Annotated in this window: 9 protein-coding genes; 5 read left to right on the forward strand and 4 right to left on the reverse strand. The window is 68.4% G+C overall.

Features of this window, described 5'->3' with window-relative positions; translation table 11 throughout:
* Positions 1 to 22: 22 nt before the first annotated feature.
* The 4 genes from RMN56_RS28500 (at position 23) to RMN56_RS28515 (ending at position 7,557) form a co-directional block, all read left to right on the forward strand.
* Positions 23 to 835, forward strand: coding sequence for a carbohydrate ABC transporter permease (locus tag RMN56_RS28500; protein ID WP_313720842.1), 813 nt, complete (start codon positions 23 to 25; stop codon positions 833 to 835).
* A 136-nt stretch (positions 836 to 971) separates the two neighbouring features.
* Positions 972 to 1,814, forward strand: a complete 843-nt coding sequence (locus RMN56_RS28505; RefSeq protein WP_313720844.1) for a carbohydrate ABC transporter permease — start codon at positions 972 to 974, stop codon at positions 1,812 to 1,814.
* Between the two features lie 8 nt (positions 1,815 to 1,822).
* A complete protein-coding gene (locus RMN56_RS28510) occupies positions 1,823 to 3,820 on the forward strand; it encodes a glycoside hydrolase family 127 protein (protein ID WP_313720846.1) in 1,998 nt (665 codons plus the stop codon).
* A gap of 17 nt (positions 3,821 to 3,837) precedes the next feature.
* Complete coding sequence (locus RMN56_RS28515) at positions 3,838 to 7,557, forward strand: OmpL47-type beta-barrel domain-containing protein (protein WP_313720848.1); 3,720 nt, start codon at positions 3,838 to 3,840, stop codon at positions 7,555 to 7,557.
* A gap of 71 nt (positions 7,558 to 7,628) precedes the next feature.
* On the opposite strand, the gene RMN56_RS28520 is transcribed toward RMN56_RS28515, so the two are convergent.
* A complete protein-coding gene (locus RMN56_RS28520) occupies positions 7,629 to 10,538 on the reverse strand; it encodes a beta-L-arabinofuranosidase domain-containing protein (protein ID WP_313720850.1) in 2,910 nt (969 codons plus the stop codon).
* Between the two features lie 110 nt (positions 10,539 to 10,648).
* Positions 10,649 to 13,747, reverse strand: a complete 3,099-nt coding sequence (locus RMN56_RS28525; protein ID WP_313720852.1) for a beta-L-arabinofuranosidase domain-containing protein — start codon at positions 13,745 to 13,747, stop codon at positions 10,649 to 10,651.
* 447 nt (positions 13,748 to 14,194) lie between these two features.
* Here RMN56_RS28525 and RMN56_RS28530 point away from each other — a divergent pair, with 447 nt between their 5' ends.
* The gene (locus tag RMN56_RS28530) at positions 14,195 to 15,343 is read left to right on the forward strand and encodes a cytochrome P450 family protein (protein WP_313720854.1); all 1,149 of its coding nucleotides are present in this window, start codon (positions 14,195 to 14,197) and stop codon (positions 15,341 to 15,343) included.
* Between the two features lie 174 nt (positions 15,344 to 15,517).
* Here the strand turns inward: RMN56_RS28530 and RMN56_RS28535 are convergent, their stop codons facing one another.
* Together RMN56_RS28535 and RMN56_RS28540 are read right to left on the reverse strand one after the other, a co-directional pair.
* A complete protein-coding gene (locus RMN56_RS28535) occupies positions 15,518 to 16,237 on the reverse strand; it encodes a GntR family transcriptional regulator (RefSeq protein ID WP_313720856.1) in 720 nt (239 codons plus the stop codon).
* The gene (locus tag RMN56_RS28540; protein ID WP_313720858.1) at positions 16,234 to 17,244 is read right to left on the reverse strand and encodes a proline racemase family protein; all 1,011 of its coding nucleotides are present in this window, start codon (positions 17,242 to 17,244) and stop codon (positions 16,234 to 16,236) included. Before RMN56_RS28540 ends, RMN56_RS28535 begins: the two co-directional genes overlap by 4 nt.
* Between the last annotated feature and the right edge of the window lie 2 nt (positions 17,245 to 17,246).

Below are 17,246 nucleotides of genomic sequence, written 5' to 3' on the forward strand. Positions count from 1 at the left end.
GCTCTACGTCTCGCCGACAGCGGTGTTCGTAGCGGTCCTGTTCATCCTGCCGCTGCTGCTGGTGGTCAGGATGTCGCTCTCGCGCTGGCCGCTGCTCACCGGCGACCAGGGCGTCAACGCCCCGGACAACTACACCAAGGTTCTCGACAACCGCTTCTTCGCCGACTCGGTGGTCTTCACCCTGAAGTACACCGTCCTGGCCACCGTCCTGCTCATCGCGCTCGGCCTGGGCCTGGCCCTGCTGGTGCAGGAGTCCAGCCGTTGGAAGGGCCTGCTGCGGGCGTCGTTCCTCATCCCCAGCGCCCTCGGGCTCGCCTCCGCGTCCCTGCTGTTCTACGTGCTCTACTCACCGATCGCCGGGCCGGCCGCGGACCTCATGGAGAAGCTCGGCTGGACGTTTCTCGGCAGCCCCAACGCCGCCCTGTTCTCCACGGTGTTTCTCATCGTCTGGCGTTTCGCCGGCTTCTACATGCTCCTGATGCTGGTGGGCCTGCAAGGCATCCCCGCGGAGCTCTATGAGGCGGCGCGGATCGACGGCGCGTCCCGGTGGCAGACCTTTCGCCGGATCACCCTTCCGCTGCTGAGGCCGACGCTGGCGCTGACCACCATCATGTGCGTCACCGGCTCCCTGCTGGCCTTCGAGCAGTTCTACATCCTCACCAAGGGCGGCCCGGACAACAGCACCATCACCGTCGTCCAACTCATCTACACGATGGCCTTCCAGGGACAGAACGACCTGGGGGTGGCCGCCGCGCTGTCGGTCATGGCCCTCATCGCCCTGGTCGTCATCAATGCCGTGCAGCTACGGACCTTCCACAACCCGGACGAGAAGTGAGAGGGACATGAGCACGCACGCACCAACGCCCGCCAGTGCCCACACCGCGGAAGGCCCGGGTACCGGCCGGTCCGACCGTTCCTCGGCAGGCGACGGAGCCGCCACCGGGAAGGCGACACCGGCACGTCCTCGTCCCGTGCGCCGTCCCCCCACGACAACCATCGGTGGCCTGGTCCTGCGTACGCCGTACTGGATCTTCACCGGGAGCCTGGCCGTCATCTTCCTGTTCCCGCTGGCCTGGACGGCGGTCGCGTCCGTCTCGCCGCACGCCGGCACCAACCAGACCGACGGGTGGGGCTTCGGCAACTACCGCACCCTGGCCCACTATCAGGCCGGCATCTGGCAGTACCTCGTCAACTCGGCCTTCGTCTCCCTGACCACGGTCGCCCTCACGCTGGCGATCTCCCTGCTGGGCGGGTACGCGTTCGCACGGTTCAACTTTCCTGGCAAGAACGTCCTGTTCCTGACCACGCTGGCGATCCTCATGGTCCCCTACGCGACCATGCTGATCCCGCTCTACGTCCTGCTGAACCAGCTGAATCTGCAGGATTCGCTGATCGGCGTGGCCCTGGTCCTGACAATGTTCCAGCTGCCGTTCTCCACCTTCATGATGCGGATCTCGTTCGAGGCCATCCCCCGCGAGCTGGACGAGGCAGCCCTCGTCGACGGCTGCTCCTCCTGGGCCGCGCTGTGGCGGGTGCTGCTGCCGGCGGTCAAGCCCGGTCTGATCACCGTCGGTCTCTTCGCCTTCCTGACGGCCTGGAACGACTTCATGGCACCGCTGATCCTGATCAATGACTCGAGCAGGTTCACCCTCCCGCTGGCCGTCTCCAATCTGCGCGTCCAGGTGCAGGGAGTCATCGACTACGGAGCCACGGAAGCCGGAGTGGTGGTGCTGGCCCTGCCCTGCATCGTCCTGTTCCTGCTTCTGCAACGTCACTACGTCCGCGGCTTCATGTCCGGCGCCTTCAAAGGATGAACCCCACGATGACGATCACAGATCCCAGGGCCGCCCACCGTCGGACCGGGTTCGTCCCCGCTGCCCCCAGGACCGGCCGACTGCGTCCGCTCGGCTTGGACGAGGTCCGCATCACCGGAGGTTTCTGGGCCAAGCGCCAATCGGTCAACGGCGAGCGGACACTGGCGCACATCGGTCACTGGCTCGAGCGTGAAGGGTGGATCAGGAACTTCGAGCTCGCCGCCGCCGGCTCCCTGCCGGAGGGGCGGCGCGGACGCGAGTTCTCCGACTCGGAGATCTACAAGTATCTTGAGGCGCTGGCCTGGGAGATCGGCCGCACCGGCGACAACGACCTGGAAGCCGCCTTCCGGGACGTGGTCGACCGGGTCGCCCGGGCCCAGGAGCCCGACGGGTACCTCAACACCAACTTCGGGCGGCCCGGGCAGGCACCGCGGTGGTCCGACCTGGAGTGGGGCCACGAGCTGTACTGCCTCGGCCACCTGTTCCAGGCCGCGGTGGCGCGAGCCCGCACGCGGCCGGACGCCGACGACGGCCTGTTGGCCATCGCATGCCGCGCCGCCGACCTGCTCTGTGAGGTCTTCGGCGACGACGGCATCCAGAGCGTGTGCGGGCACGCCGAGGTCGAGGCCGGCCTTGCGGAACTGGCGCGCGTGACCGGCGAGCGGCGGTACCTGCGGCAGGCCGAGCTGTTCGTCACCCGCCGCGGCACCGGCACGCTGCGCCCCATCGAGTGGGGCCAGCAGTACTTCCAGGACGACATCCCGGTGCGGCGGGCCGCGGTGTTGCGGGGCCACGCCGTCCGGGCCAACTACCTGGCGGCCGGCGCGGTCGACGTCGCGGTCGACACCGGCGACGACGAGCTTCTCTCCGCCCTGGTCACCCAGTGGGAGAACGCGGTGGCCCGGCGCACGTACATCACCGGCGGCCAGGGCTCCCACCACCAGGACGAAGCCTTCGGCGAGGACTGGGTGCTCCCACCGGACCGGGCCTACTCCGAGACCTGCGCCAGCATCGCCTCGATCATGTTCAGCTGGCGGCTGCTGCTGGCCTGCGGCGAAACCCAGTACGGCGACCTCATCGAGCGGACGCTCTACAACGTGGTCGCCACGTCCCCCTCGGCCTCCGGGACCGCGTTCTACTACGCCAACACCCTGCACCAGCGCAGTCCGGGGGCCGTCCCGGACCCGGACACCGTCTCCATGCGCGCCGAATCCTCCCTCCGGGCCCCCTGGTTCTCGGTCTCCTGCTGCCCGCCGAACGTGGCACGCACCTTCGCCAGCCTCGACGCGCTGGTCGCCACCGCGGACGCGCACGGGCTTCAGATCCACCAGTTCGTCAGCTGCAGCATCCGGACCCGGCTGGACAACGGGGAGCTCGTCGCCCTCGACGTGCAGACCGACTACCCGCGCTCGGGATCCGTTCGCCTCACCGCTGCACGGGACGTCGCCGGCCCGTGGACCCTCTCGATCCGAGTGCCGCAGTGGGCCGACGGGGCCCAGCTGGTGACGACCACGGCATCCGGTGAGGTCAGCACCACGGACGCCGACCCAGGGTGGGTCACCGTGCGTCGCTCCTTCCACGCCGGGGACGTGGTCGAGCTGGTCCTGCCGATGCGGCCGCGCCTGACCCACCCCGATCCCCGCATCGACGGGGTGCGCGGCTGTGTCGCCGTCGAACGGGGGCCCGAGGTCTACTGCCTCGAATCCGTCGATCTGGAGCTCGTGAGCAACGGAACCGTCACTGACGTCGCGGACATCCGGGTCGACGCCACGGCCCCCCTCGGAGACCGCGATGGTCGGCCAGTGGTGCGTCTCGTGACGGCGGCAGCGGAACCTGGGCGGGACCTCACCTGGCCCTACGCCGAGCGCTCGCTGGAGCCGGCGCCCTCGGCGTCGATCGATGTGCCGCTGATCCCCTATCACGACTGGGCGGAACGAGGCCCTTCGACCATGCGCGTGTGGTTGCCAGTGGCCACACAGCCGAGCCAGGCGGTCACCACCCAATAGCAGGACTCGGAGGCATCATGGACGAGGAGATCGGAACCGTGAACAGCATCAGGTGCGGCGTCGCGCCACGAACCCGCGGACCGTTGCGTCGGCTCCGCGGCGCGATCGCCGCGGCGGCGGTGGCCGGGCTCGTCGCCGGCGGCATGGTCGGCGTCGCCACACCGGCCTACGCCGCCGACTCGTACACCTTCACCAACACCCGCAATCCGATCCTCGGAGACGGCAGCTACTACTCCGCCGACCCGGCGCCCGTGGTCGTGCCGGCCGGCTCCCCCGGCAACGACAGCGGCAAGGACCAGCTCTACATCTACACGGGCCACGACCAGGCCGGACCGTCCACCAATGACTTCGTCATGAACGAGTGGGGCGCCTTCCGGACCACCGACGTCGCCTCCGGGCAGTGGACCCACTTTCCCTCGTTGGCGCGTCCGGAGACGGTCTTTGCCTGGGCGAGCCCGGGACGCGCCTACGCGGGGCAGATGATCCAGGGCGTGGACGGTCGCTACTACTGGTACCTGCCCGTCTTTGAGCGCAACAGCCCGGCGGCCGACAAGTTCGCCATCGGGTTGGCCGTCGCCGACAGCCCGACCGGACCGTGGAGCGACTACGTGGGCGGACCGCTGATCTCCCAGCGGGCGCCCACGACGAACAACATCCAGAACATCGACCCGACGGTCCTCATCGACGGTGTGGCTCCCAACCAGCGGGTGTACGTCTACTGGGGCACGTTCGGCCAGTTGCGGATGCTCGAGTTCGGGCAGGACATGAAAACGCCGGTCGGCACCCAGCGCTCCGTCACCGGCCTGACCGGCTTCTTCGAGGCACCCTGGATCTTCAAGCGGAACGGCACCTACTACCTGGCGTACGCCGGGAACAACGCCGGCCCGACCTCGGCGTGCACCCCGGCGAACTACCACGCCTGCATCGCCTACGCGACGGCGTCGTCGCCCACAGGGCCGTGGACCTACCGGGGGACCATGCTCCGGCCGGTCTCCTCGACGACGAGCCACCCGGGAATCCTCGAGTTCAACGGCCAGTGGTACCTGACGTACCACACCGCCGACGCCGTGGGCGGCGGCCACTTCCGCCGGTCGGTCGCCATCGACCGGGTCGAGTGGGACGACACGCAGACCCCGCCGCGGATCAAGCTGGTCACGCCGACGCCGGTCAAGGGACGGGACCTCTCGCCCCGGGCGAACATCGCCCAGGAGGCGAAGGTGACCGTCTCCAACGAGCCCGTCCCGACCCAGTACTGGGCGAAGGCGCTCAACGACGAGATCGTCCGGTCGAACCCGCTTCCGCCGGACATGTGGGGGACGTGGACCGGCAACAACCCACCGCAGCAGTGGGTGCAGTACACGTGGGACCAGCCGATGCGAATCTCCGGATCGCAGATCGACTTCTGGAACGACCAGGCGCAGGGCACCGGCGTCGGCGTCGCGGCACCCGCCCGCTGGCGCATCCAGTACTGGAACCTCGCCACCGGGCAGTGGGCCGACGTACCGAACCCGACCGGCTACCCGACCAGCACGCAGGGCTTCCAGAACACGACGTTCGACCCGGTGACCACCACGCAGGTTCGCGCCATCTTCGACGGGTCGACCAACGGCAGCACCTACTCGGCGGTCGCGGTCGAGGAGTGGAAGATCCTCGCGGGCCAGCCGCAGTCCGTCACACCACCGCCGATGACGGTCGAGGTGGGCGAGGTGGACCTGCCCGGCGCTGTCCCGGTCGCGTTCGGCAGCGAAACGCTGCAGGTGCCGGTCTTCTGGGACCCGGTGACGCCGGAGCAGGTCGCCAGCCCCGGCAACTTCACCATCCACGGCACGGTGCTCGGCTATGCCGCCGAACGCGTCTCCGCGCCGGTCACCGTCATCTCACCCGGCGACACCGAGGGCGACGTGACCGCCCCGACCCTGACGCTCACGCCGACCGGCAGCACCGGCACCGCCGGCTGGTTCCGCTCCACCGTGCGGGTGCGGGTCTCCGGCATCGACGATCGTGGCGGGCGGATGAGCATCGGATCGCGGGTGGACGGCGGCGAGCCGGCCGTCGCCACCGACGTGCGGTACACCGACGTCACCGTCGCCGGAGACGGACATCACACGGTCACGGCAACGGCCACCGACCGCGCGGGCAACGTCTCGGCGGCCAAGAGCCTCGCCATACGGATCGACGCCACCGCGCCGGTCAGCACGGGCACCGTGGACAGCGCCACCCGCACGGTCCGGGTGACCGTGAGCGACGCGACCTCCGGCGTCGCCCGCGTCGAGTACTCCGTCGACACCGGGGAGTGGAAAACCTACACCGGCCCGATCGAGGCACCGGACTGGAACAAGCACACCGTGTCGTTCCGCGCGACCGACGTGGCGGGCAACCTGGAGACCGCCAAGACGGTCACCATCCCGGCGGACCTGTCCGGGCCGCTCAGCGGCAACATCGCGCCGGTCGCGACGCCGTCGGCCTCCTACACCGCCGGTTGGAACAGTGTCACCGCGCTCAACGACGGCGCCGACCCGACGAACCCGGGCCAGGCGCAGCTCTGGGGTACCTGGTCCGGCGATCGTCCGGCGACCCAGTGGGTCCAGTACGACTGGTCTCGTCCCGTGCGGATCACCGGAACGGAGCTGAAGTTCTGGCGGGACTCCAACCGCGGCAGCGGCGAGGGCGTCGCCGAGCCCGACGGGTGGGTGCTGCAGTACTGGGACGAGGTCGCCTCCGCTTGGCTCGACGTGACCGGCCCAGCCAGGTATGGCACGAGCACCACGGCGTTCAACACGGTCACCTTCGACGCCGTCACCACGCCGCGGGTGCGGGCCACGATCCGGGCCAACGGCAACGGCACCACCTGGTCCGCGGTCGCGATCACGGACTGGCGGGTCTTCGCCGACGATCCGGGGGACACGGTTCCCCCGACGACGACGGTGGCCTGGTCGCCGGCGGAGCCGGACGGCGGTCAGGGGTGGTACCGGACGGTCCCGTCCTTCACGCTCGCCGCGAAGGACACGTTCGGCGTGGCCGGCAGCCAGTACCGCCTGGACGGCGGTGAGTGGACAACCTACCCAGGTACGTCCGTCCGTGTCGAGCAGCAAGGCACCCACCAGGTGGAGTTCCGCTCGACCGACCGCCGCGGCAACGTCGAGGAGCCGAAGTCGGCAACGGTCAAGGTCGACACCGTCGCTCCGACCGCAACCTTCGACTCCACCGTCGGGCTCGTCTACTTCGGCGCGAGCCCACCGGCCCTCACGTGCACCGCGGGCGACGCCACCTCCGGTGCGGCGGGCTGCGTCGTGAGCGGCTACAGCACCGCGGTCGGGACGCACACCGTAACGGCGACGGCTACCGATGTCGCGGGCAACACAGGCACGGCTAGCCAGACGTACACGGTTCTGCCGTGGACCGCCAAGGGGTTCTACCAGCCGGTCGACATGGACGGGGTGGTCAACACGGTCAAGGCCGGCAGCACCGTACCCATGAAGTTCGAGCTGTTCGCGGCCAACGAGATCACCGACACCAGCGCCGTGACGATGAGCGCGAAGGCGGTCAGCTGCTCCACCTCGGCCGGCACCGACGACATCGAGGTCGTCGCCTCCGGCTCCACCGCCCTGCGCTACGACACCACCGGCGGGCAGTTCGTCTACAACTGGAAGACGCCCGCCACACCCGGCGCCTGCTACGCGGTCACCGCGGCGACAGCCGACGGGACCAGCTTCACCGCACTGTTCGAACTCCGATGACGGCGAGCTGACGGCCAGCGGAGGGGCTGCCCCCGGCAGCCCCTCCGCTGGTTTCTGTGCCAGGTAGCCGGTCAGCCTTCCAGTTCTCGCTGCGCCTGGGCGGCGCCGACAAGGATCGCCTGCCGTTGCTGCCGGGTGTGGCGGCCGGCCGCGAGCCACTCGCTCGAGATCTCCTCCACCCGGCGGACGAACTGACCGTGGTTGGCGAACGGCGCCGCCTCCCAGACCCGATCCAGGAAGGTCTCACCGTCTGCGTCGCGAATGCGGTCGTTCGGCACGCCCGTGTTGATCGACCCGAACACGACCTCCGGTTCCACTCGCTTCACATACGGGTGGTAGGAGTTGAATTCACCGGGAACCGGGTCGGAGATGTAGTACGGGGCGAGGGTGTAACCGTGCGTCGTGAAATGCATCGGCACGTTGGTCGGCGCAATGGCGGCGGCGAGATCCCCGTCGAGCTTGAGATCCTTGTAGAAGCTGAACTCCCGGTAGCTCGGGGTGCTGTCGCGAACGATCATGAGGGTCGGCCCGTAGAGGATGGACTGGACAGCCTTGTCATCGAGCGCCATTTCCGCTCGGAAGTTCAGGGGCATCGAGACGTCGATGGTGTCCCCCGCCGCCCATTGCCGGTCCAGGGTGACGTACGTGCCAGGTGCGGCGTCGACGGCCTGGCGGTCCCCGTTGACCGTCACCGTGTAGCCCTGCCGGGCCCAGGACGGCACCCGGAGTTTGATCTTCAGTCGACCGCCGCCCTGGTCGAACCTCAACCGGGTGGCGCCCTGAGTCGGATAGGCCGTCTCCTGGGTGATGACGAATCCTCGGCCCGGCCAGGTGAGCGTGGACGCGATGAAGAGGTTGACGTAGAGCGTGGACTCGTCGGCCGACTGGAAGTAGATCGACTCCTGGTACTTGGTGTGGCTTTCCAGGCCGGTCCCGTTGCAGCAGCTGCCGTTTCCGCCGTACCTGCTGTATTCGATGACGCTGCCGATCCTCCGCGACCTGCCCGGCCACATGTTCTGGTGATAGGTCACCTCGGTGCTGGTGACGCTGTCGATGTCCCGCCGCGAGCTCAGGATCTGGTTGTGGAGGGCCTTCTCGTAGTAGTCCATGTACGCCGGATTCTGGTCGTGGAAGAACAGGTTTCTCGTCAGCCGGAGCATGTTGTACGCGCAGCACGTTTCGGCGTGCCGCGGATCGGACGATGAGGTGAATCCGGAGGTGATCGAACCGCGCTGGCGGAAGTGCTCGCTTCGGCCCGCGCCGCCGTTGCTGAAGATGCGGTGCGGAACGACCATGGACCAGAAGTTCTTGGCCGCCGTGTGGTAATCGGCGTCGTCGGTCTGCTCGAAGATCCGCAGGTATCCGATGTTCGGAGCCATGTACTGGTTGGCGTGACGTCCGTTCAGTTCGTCCCGTTCCGCGATCGAGGCGTCGAACAGCGTGGCGAAGGTGAACGCCTTCGCCGTGGCGAGGTAGCGGGCCTTTTGATCCTGGTTGGGCGCGAGCGCCGAGAGCTCCGCCATCACCTCGTTCATCGACCCGGCCTCGCCCGCGCTGTAGATGTCCCACATGCGGTTCAGGTCGTCCCGGCTGATGCGACTCAGTCGCTCGTGGGCCCAGTCACCCATCCTGAACGCGATCTCGAGAGCCTCCTCGTTGCCGGTCAGGTCGTGGGCGTTCAGCAGGCCTCTCATGATCTTGTGACAGGTGTACCAGGGGGCCCAGACGGCGTTCGGGCCGCTGTTCGGTTGGAAGGTGGGCGGTTCGAGCCGGACGAACTGGCCCTCCGGGAACGCCGCCAGGAAGCCGGGGTAGCCGGTGCCGATGATGCGCGCGTCGAGATGGTTCGCCGAGTAGTCGACGGCCGTTTCGCCCTCGTCCTCGAAGCGGTACCACGCCACCAGGTCCGACGGGGCCGGCGACGGCGTGCCGTCCGAGTTGAGTTCCTGGACCTCCGCCGGGTCGAGCGCCCGTCGGTAGATCCGGAAGTCGTCGACAGTAGCGTTGAGGAAGGGATCGTTGTTGTTCTGGGATCGTCCGATCCAGTTGTTGACCGTCCGCACCAGCGTGGCGGGGGTCAGGGCGAGAACGTTGGTAGCAGCCTCGACCCCGTTGATGTAGAGCCGGCCGACGCCCGTTGCGGCAAGCGATACCGCCAGATGTGTCCACTCGCCGACGGGCACCGTTGTACCGCTGGTGATCTGCTGCTCGTTGGCGCTGCCGGCGTTGGTGATGGCGAACCGCGGGCCTCCGCTGTCGTTCGCTGTCAGGGACAGGTAGGAGTTGGAGCTGGCGCCAAGGTGGCAGATCCTGGCCCCGTTCTGTGCCAATGCGAGGTTCACCCAGACGGCGATGGTGAGCTCGGTGACGCCGTCGAGAATCCCCGGCGGTAGCAGCACGTACTGGTTGGGGTGCGGGTCACCGAGCCGGACTGCCTTGCCGGACCTGCCCGGCACCCGGCCGAGTTCCCGCTTGTCCAGTTCCCGCTGGGCCTTGCCGAGTTCCTCGACGAGGTAGTCGAGCTTGTCGAGGAAAATGTCCTCGCCGGTGGCGGCGTAGGCCTGGGCGAGCATCGTCAGGTAGTGACCGGTGAAGTGGCCGCGCAGCAGGTGCCGCGGGGTGTCCCAACCGCCGGGGTAGGTGCCGGGAGCGGGAAGACCCGCGTTGGCGCGGAACAGGTTCAGCATCCGGTCGGGCCCGTCGAAGATGCCTCCCGTGCCCGGGTAGTTTCGGGCGTAGTTGAGCATTCGGTCGCGCTTCTGCTGGAAGATGCCCTCACGCAGCGCCACCTGGTTGAGCGCGAACGGCTTGACCGACCAGTTCGGGCCAACCCAGCCGGGTCGGGGGACGGCCGCGGCCGGGCTTGCGGCGGAACCTGCCCCTTGCGCGGCCGTAACCGGGAGCACCGACGCTACCGCTGGGGCCGTGGCGGCCACCGCGCCGAGGCGCAGGGCCGTCCGGCGGGAGAACTGCTTGCTCATCTCACACTCCTAACGGGTGCACAGCCCCGCGACGACTGCCAGGGAGACAGCCTGCCCGGCGGCCTGACCGATCCGGTCGGTCAGGCCGCCGTCAGGCTCAGGGGCATCGGCTACGGGGCGAGTTCCTTGCCTGCCCGGGCCGCGTTCGAGACCACGAGGTCCTTCTCCGCGTCGGTGAAGACCCCGGCACCGACGAACGCCTCGGCGGTGCGGGCGACGGCCGAGACGAACTCGCCGTGGCTGGCGAAGGGCGCCTGGTCCCAGACCAGGTCGAGGAAGGCCGGACCGTCGTTACCGGGCGACGGAATGCCCGCCACGGGGACGTCGTAGTTCGGCAGCCTGTCGTTCCGCTTGCGGTTCGGCACGCCCGTGTCGATGGACCCGAACACGATCGTCGGCTCGACCCGGCGGAAGTACGACGAGACGGCCTGCGAATCGCTGATGTAGTACGGCCGCAGGGTGAGATCGTGCGTGGTGAAGATCATGTCACCAGCGGCGGTGGTGCTCGCGTGCGTGATCGCCGAGCGGGCGTAGTCGCCGTCCCGCTTCAGGTAACGGTAGAGGGACAGCTCGCGGTAGCTGCCGCCCCCCGGGTTGCCCACGATCTGCAGCACGACGGGACCCCAGAAGACCCCCTGGGTGTCAGGGCGGTCCAGGGCCCGCTCGATCCGGATGCTGAACGGCATCCGGATCTCGACGGTGTCGCCGGGCGACCACGTCCGGCTCAACGTCAGGTAGCTGCCCGGCTTGGCGTCGACCTCGACGGAAGCGCCGTTGATCGAGACGAAGAAGCCCTTCTCCACCCAGCCCGGTACGCGCACCTTGAGGTCGAGCCGGCCGCTGCCGTTCACGACCAGCTTCGTGCGGTCGCTTCTGGGGTAGCTCGTCTCCTGGGTGACGGTGAAGCCCTTCTCGGCCCAGGTCAGCGTCGACGGCACGAACAGGTTGACCCACAGGGCGCTGCCGTCGGCGGACTTGAAGTAGATCGTGTCCTGGTACTTCGTGTGGTTTTCCAGACCGGTCCCGCCGCAGCAGGTACCGGTGTTGCCGTAGCTGCGGGTGGCACCCGGGGTCAACGGCTGGAAGTAGGTGACCTGCGGGTTGCTGACGCTGGATGAGTCGGCCCGCGAGCCGGCGATCTGGTTGATCAGGCCGCGCTCGTAGTAGTCCATGTACGCTGGGTCGTGCTCGTGCAGGAAGAGGTTACGCGCCAGCTTGCCCAAGTTGTACGCGCTGCAGGTTTCCGCACCGCCCTGGGCGATCGAGTTCGCGATGTTGTCCCGGTTCTGGAACATCTCGATGTTGTTGTTGGAGCCGGGGAAGTTGCCGCCCGTGCCGCCGCTCACGTACATGCGGTGCGGGACGATCATCTTGAAGAAGTTCTTGGCGGCCTGGAAGTACTCAGGGTCCGCGCTGTGCTCGTAGACGCGCATGTATCCGACGAACTGCGGGACGTGCTGGTTGACGTGCAGCCGATCCGGGCGGCGCCGGCCAGGACGCGTCTGCGGCGTCGTGACCAGGATGTCGCGGTTCTCCACGCAGGCCTGGAACAGCGACTCCCGGTTGTCGAAGCACTTGGCGGTCTCCAGGTGCTTCGCGTCGCCGGTGAGCTGGTAGATCTCCGGGAACACCTCGTTCGCGCCGCCGGACTCGCCGGCGATGTAGAGATCCCACATGTAGTTCAGGTTGTCCCGGGTGATCGGACCCGTGTAGTTCGGGTGGTTCTTGTCCCCGACGGTCAGCGCGAGGTGAGCCCAGTTGGCCATCTTGACGACCACATCGAGCGCCTTCTGGTTGCCCGTGTGGTAGTAGGCGTCGAGCAGCCCGCGCATGATCTTGTGCTGGGTGTACCAGGGGGCCCAGGTGTTGGTGTCCTTGTTGCCGCCGTAGACCGCCCACCTGGGCGGGCCGAGGCGGAGCACCGTGTCCTCCGGCAGAGCCCCCAGGTAACCGGGGTGGGTCGGGATCCACAGCTTGCCCGTGTCCTGGTTCACCACGACGCCGGCGTCGCGGCCGTTGGGCGACGCGTCCTTGAGGACGGTGCCACCGTCCTCGTCGCACCGGTACCACGCAATCGTCCCGCCGCTCGTGCTGCCGGCCGGCGAGTCGAGCAGCGACCGGACCTCCTGCTGGCTCAGGGCCCGGTCGAAGACGTGGAACTCGTCGATGGTCGCGTCCAGCAACGGGTCGCCGTACTGCGACCGCCCGATCCACCGGTTGCCCGGATTTCCCAGGTTGGACGGGTTGAGGGTCATGTTCGAGTTCGTGCCGGCCTCTTCGCCGTTCACGTACAGCGTGCCGGTGTTCCGCGAGAGGGTGACGGCCAGGTGGACCCACTGGTTCGTCGGCAGCGCCGCGTTGCCGTTGATCTGCTGCTCCCCTCCGGAGCCGCCGACCGTGATGGCGAACCGCGGCACGTTGCCGGTGACGCCGGCGCGCGGGGTCAGGAACATGTTGACCGTCGAGTTCTGGCCGAAGTCGAACAGCCGGCTCCAGCTCTGGGTGGACCCGAGGTTCACCCAGGTGGCGAAGGTGAAGTCGGTGAGCTGGCTGATCGCTTCCTGAGGCAGGGTCACGTACTGCGCGGCGCTCCCGCCGTTCAGCCGGAGCGCGTTGCCGAACTTGCCCGGCACCCGGCCGACCTGCGGCTGCTGCGGCTCCTGCGGGTCCTCGCCCGAGCCATCGCCCATCCGGGCGGTAATCGCGTCCTGGCAGGTGGCGAGCTCGTCGACCATCCAGTCGAGCTTGGTCTTGAAGATCGGCTCGCGCTGATCGGCGTAGGCCTGCGCCAGAGCCGTCATGAAGTGGCCGGCCCAGTGGCCGCTGAGCAGCCCGCCGTCCTCCCAGCCGCCGGGGACAGCGACACCGGCAGGGTTCGGCCGGCTGGCCTGGTTGTTGAACAGCACGAGGAAGCGGCGCTGGTCGTACTGCCGGAGGAAGTTCTTCATCCGGTCCCGCTTCTCCTGGAACAGGCCGTCGCCCAGCCGCACATCGCCGAGCTGGAACGGCCGGACCGGGGCGGTACCGCCGGGACCGGGGTCGGGTGAGGTCAGGTTGAGCGCGGCCGGTCCGGTCGCTGTTTCGGCTTCGGGCGCTGCGTACGCAACCGTCGCCGGCAGAGCGGCGGAGGAGGCGACCGCAGCCACACCGGCCGCCGACGCCTGCAGAAGTTGGCGCCGATTGACGGAGAGCTTGTCGGATTGGGCCACTTTTGAATCAGTCCTTCCACGTGGGTGTCTGGGCCAGGTCGCCTGTCCAGACGGCCGATGGCGGCATCTCCATGGGCAGGGTGAGTCGGTTGCGTGCGGCGCACGTTCACGTGCGGCGTGCTGGTCCGGTTAGGACCGTCGATAAGCGACTGGCGGCAGGCGTCCAGGATCGGTCGATGTTTGAAGTGTGAGCGTTAACAAACCCGGCCGTCAATCCCCTACGCGTGAGTAGATCCGTGGATTGACACGTCTCCGAAACATACATATGTTAGCGCTCACCTTCGTGGGCGAAGCGGCGCTCGAGGTTGCCCTGCCCTGCTCGGCCACCGGGTTCGGCCGGGCCGGAAGGTCCGAAGTGCACCGGCCCGGCGGCTATGACCGCGTGGGTTTCCTGAGCAAGGAGGCGGTGTGGCCGCGTTTGGCATGTCCGAGTTGTGGGATCCGGTAGTGCGCCGTGATCCGCACCCGTTCTACGACCGGGTACGAGCCAGCGGGCGACCCGTCCTCCAGATCGATCCGGCGGGTAACGGGTTCTGGGTGGTGGTCGGGTATGCCGATGTCCTCACCGGACTGCGCCACCCGGCGATCGGGCACGAGATCCACCGCCATTGCCCCGGCTTGCCTGAGCCGGCTTCGCACCACCTGCCCGACGTGGCGAGAATCGAGTCCCGCCAGCTCATCAACCTCGATCCGCCCGACCACACCCGACTGCGGGGTCTGGTCAGCGGCGGCTTCACCTCGCGCGCAGTGGCGCGCCTCGAGCCGTGGATCGGCGACCTTGCCGACCGGTTGGTCACGGACGCGCGCCGGCGTGGGCGCATCGACGGGATAACGCACCTCGCCGACCCGGTGCCGGTCAACGTCATCGCGGAGCTGGTCGGCATTCCGGAGCCGGACCGACCGCGCTTCCGGGCCTGGTCCGCCGCGATCGTGTCGGCCAGCCCGGAGGGCCCGGCGGCCACCCTCGAATTCGGGGCGTACCTCGATGAGCTGGCCGCCCGGCGCCGGGTGGCGCCGGAAGACGACCTGATATCCGACCTGGTGACACGGGCGGACCAGGACGACCAGCTCGACCGCGACGAGTTGGTGGCCCTGGTGCAGCTGCTGCTCATCGCCGGTCAGGAAACGACCGTCGACCTGATCGTCAACGGGATCCGCCTCCTGCTCACGCACCCCGAACAGTGGCAGGCGTTGCGGGAGGATCCGTCGCTGGCGGCCGCGGTGGTCGAGGAGACACTGCGGTTCCGGGGACCGGTGGAGATCGTTCCACCCCGGTTCACGTTTCAGGACGTCGAGCTGGCCGGCGGGCTGATCCCGGCGTACGACCGGGTGGGGTTGTCGTTGTGGGGAGCCAACCGGGACCCCGCGGTGTTCGACCGACCGCACGTTTTCGACATCCACCGGCCCGACGTTCGCCGGCACATCGCCTTCGGCTACGGGATCCACTTCTGCCTCGGGGCACACCTGGCTCGGATGGAGAGCCGGATCATGTTCGAGCGGATCGCGCGGCACCTTCCGGGTCTTCGGCTCGCGGTCGACCCGGTCGACCTCGACGCCTTCCGGCTGCACCACAGCGGGCTACCGCTGCACGTCTGAGGTCGACAGGGCGACTCCGTCACTCTGCCGGAGCAGCCTGTCGTCACGTCCGATCAGCGTGCCGTCGAGGCGGCTACCGGTGTAGACCTGCAGCGACGACTGGTCGGTACCGACCTCCAGCCGGTCCCACTCCGCCGCTCGCCCGGCGGACCGGGCTTCGCGTGGGGCTGGCGGTCAGGGCTCGTGGTAGCCGGCCCAGGAGCCGCGAACGTGGCCGATGTGGCGTCGCATCAGCTCGGCCACCTTCGGCGCGTCGCCGGCCACCACCAGATCGACGATCTGCTCGTGCTCGGCGGCCGAACGCCCCAGCTCGCCACGCTCGGCGAGCCCTTGCAGGCCGTACAGGCGGCTGCGGGCCCGTAGGTTCCCCACCACGTCGATGAGATGGCGGTTTCCGGCGAGGGCGAGCAATGAGAGATGGAAACGCCGGTCGACCTCGACGTAGCCGATCAGGTCGCCGGTCTCGGCGAGCCGCTCCACCTCCCTCGCCAGCGGACGCAGCTCCTCGACCGCCGCCCGGGTGGGCTCGTTGATGGCCCGGGCGATCTCGGCCACGGTGGGCACCTCAATCAGTGTGCGCAGCGAAGTGATCTCGTCCAGGTCCCGGTCACTGAGCTCCTTGACCCGGAAGCCCTTGTTTCGAACGATCGTGACCAGTTCCTCGTTGGCGAGGTCGAGCATCGCTTCGCGCACCGGCGTGGCGGAGACACCGAACTGCTCCGCGAGGGTCGGCGCGGAGTACAACACGCCGGGTCGCATCTGTCCCGTGATGACCGCGCCCCGCAGGATGTGGGCGATCTCCTGCCGAAGGTTGGGCCGGCCGCCGAACTGCGGCAGAGAGAGGGCGTCCGGGGCCAGGGGCCCGGTCGCGGTGTCACCCCTTGTCTCCTTCATCGCAGCGCAAATCCCAGTCCGACGGGGTCGTTGGCCTCAAGAACGAAATGGTGTTCACCAGTTCGGTAGGCCATCCCCCGCACCTCCGAAACGTAGGCCGGGCGGCCTTCTGCTTCCAACTCTTGCACGACGCGGCCCAGGAACCGTGTTCCGACCACCGAGTCGTGCGTTAGCACCTGGTCAGGGGCGAGTTGCCCCGATGATGCTAGCAGCGCGACCCGCGCGGAGGTGCCTGACCCACACGGCGACCGGTCGACCTCACCGTCGGCGAACACGGTGATGTTGCGCTGGTGTGGGCCGTCGGACCGTCGGCCGAGATCCTCGAACAGAATTGTGCCGTAGATACCGTCAAGCCGCGGTTCGCTCGGATGCCGGGCCCATTCGGTCCCGTTGAGTTTCCATTTGATTTCGCGGCCGAGCGCCAGCAGATCACCGTAATGCTCGGGGTCGACCGACAGCCCGAGGACCGAGGCGTCGACGGAGGCGTAAATCGCCCCACCGTAGCTGATGTCCGCGCGCACCGGGCCCCGGCTGGTGTTCACGGCGATGCCTTGACCCAGAACGTACGCGGGCACGTTGCGGAAGCTGACGCCCCTGACCTCCCCGGCCACGCAGGAGACGGTGGCCGTGACGCGACCTGACGGTACGTCGATCACCACGTCGGTCTCCCCGTCCGGGGCGGCGTCCACGAGCCTGCTCCGGACCGCCCACGCACCCAGCGCGATGGTGCCGTGTCCGCACGCCGTCGAGTAGCCGTCCTTGTGCCAGAACAGCACCCCGAAGTGGGCGCCCTCGTCGTCCGGTGGCACGACGAAGCAGCCGTACATGTCGGCGTGGCCACGAGGTTCGTTGACCAGGAGCCGGCGCACCGCGTCGACGTGTTCATCGCGCTGGGCGTGTTCGCGCCGTTCCAGCACGGTGCTGCCGGGAATCTCCGGGACGCCTTCGGTGACGATGCGGAACGGCTCTCCCGCCGTGTGGTAGTCGGTGGCACGAATGTCTTGCATCG

The sequence above is a fragment of the Micromonospora halotolerans genome, from assembly GCF_032108445.1.
Taxonomy (GTDB): Bacteria; Actinomycetota; Actinomycetes; order Mycobacteriales; family Micromonosporaceae; genus Micromonospora; species Micromonospora halotolerans.

Bases quoted from the DNA above. Each gene is read 5' to 3' on its own strand.
- RMN56_RS28535 (WP_313720856.1), bottom strand. From the start codon at position 16,237: ATGAAGGAGACAAGGGGTGACACCGCGACCGGGCCCCTGGCCCCGGAC.
- RMN56_RS28510 (WP_313720846.1), top strand. From the start codon at position 1,823: ATGACGATCACAGATCCCAGGGCCGCCCACCGTCGGACCGGGTTCGTC.
- RMN56_RS28515 (WP_313720848.1), top strand. From the start codon at position 3,838: ATGGACGAGGAGATCGGAACCGTGAACAGCATCAGGTGCGGCGTCGCG.
- RMN56_RS28540 (WP_313720858.1), bottom strand. From the start codon at position 17,244: ATGCAAGACATTCGTGCCACCGACTACCACACGGCGGGAGAGCCGTTC.
- RMN56_RS28520 (WP_313720850.1), bottom strand. From the start codon at position 10,538: ATGAGCAAGCAGTTCTCCCGCCGGACGGCCCTGCGCCTCGGCGCGGTG.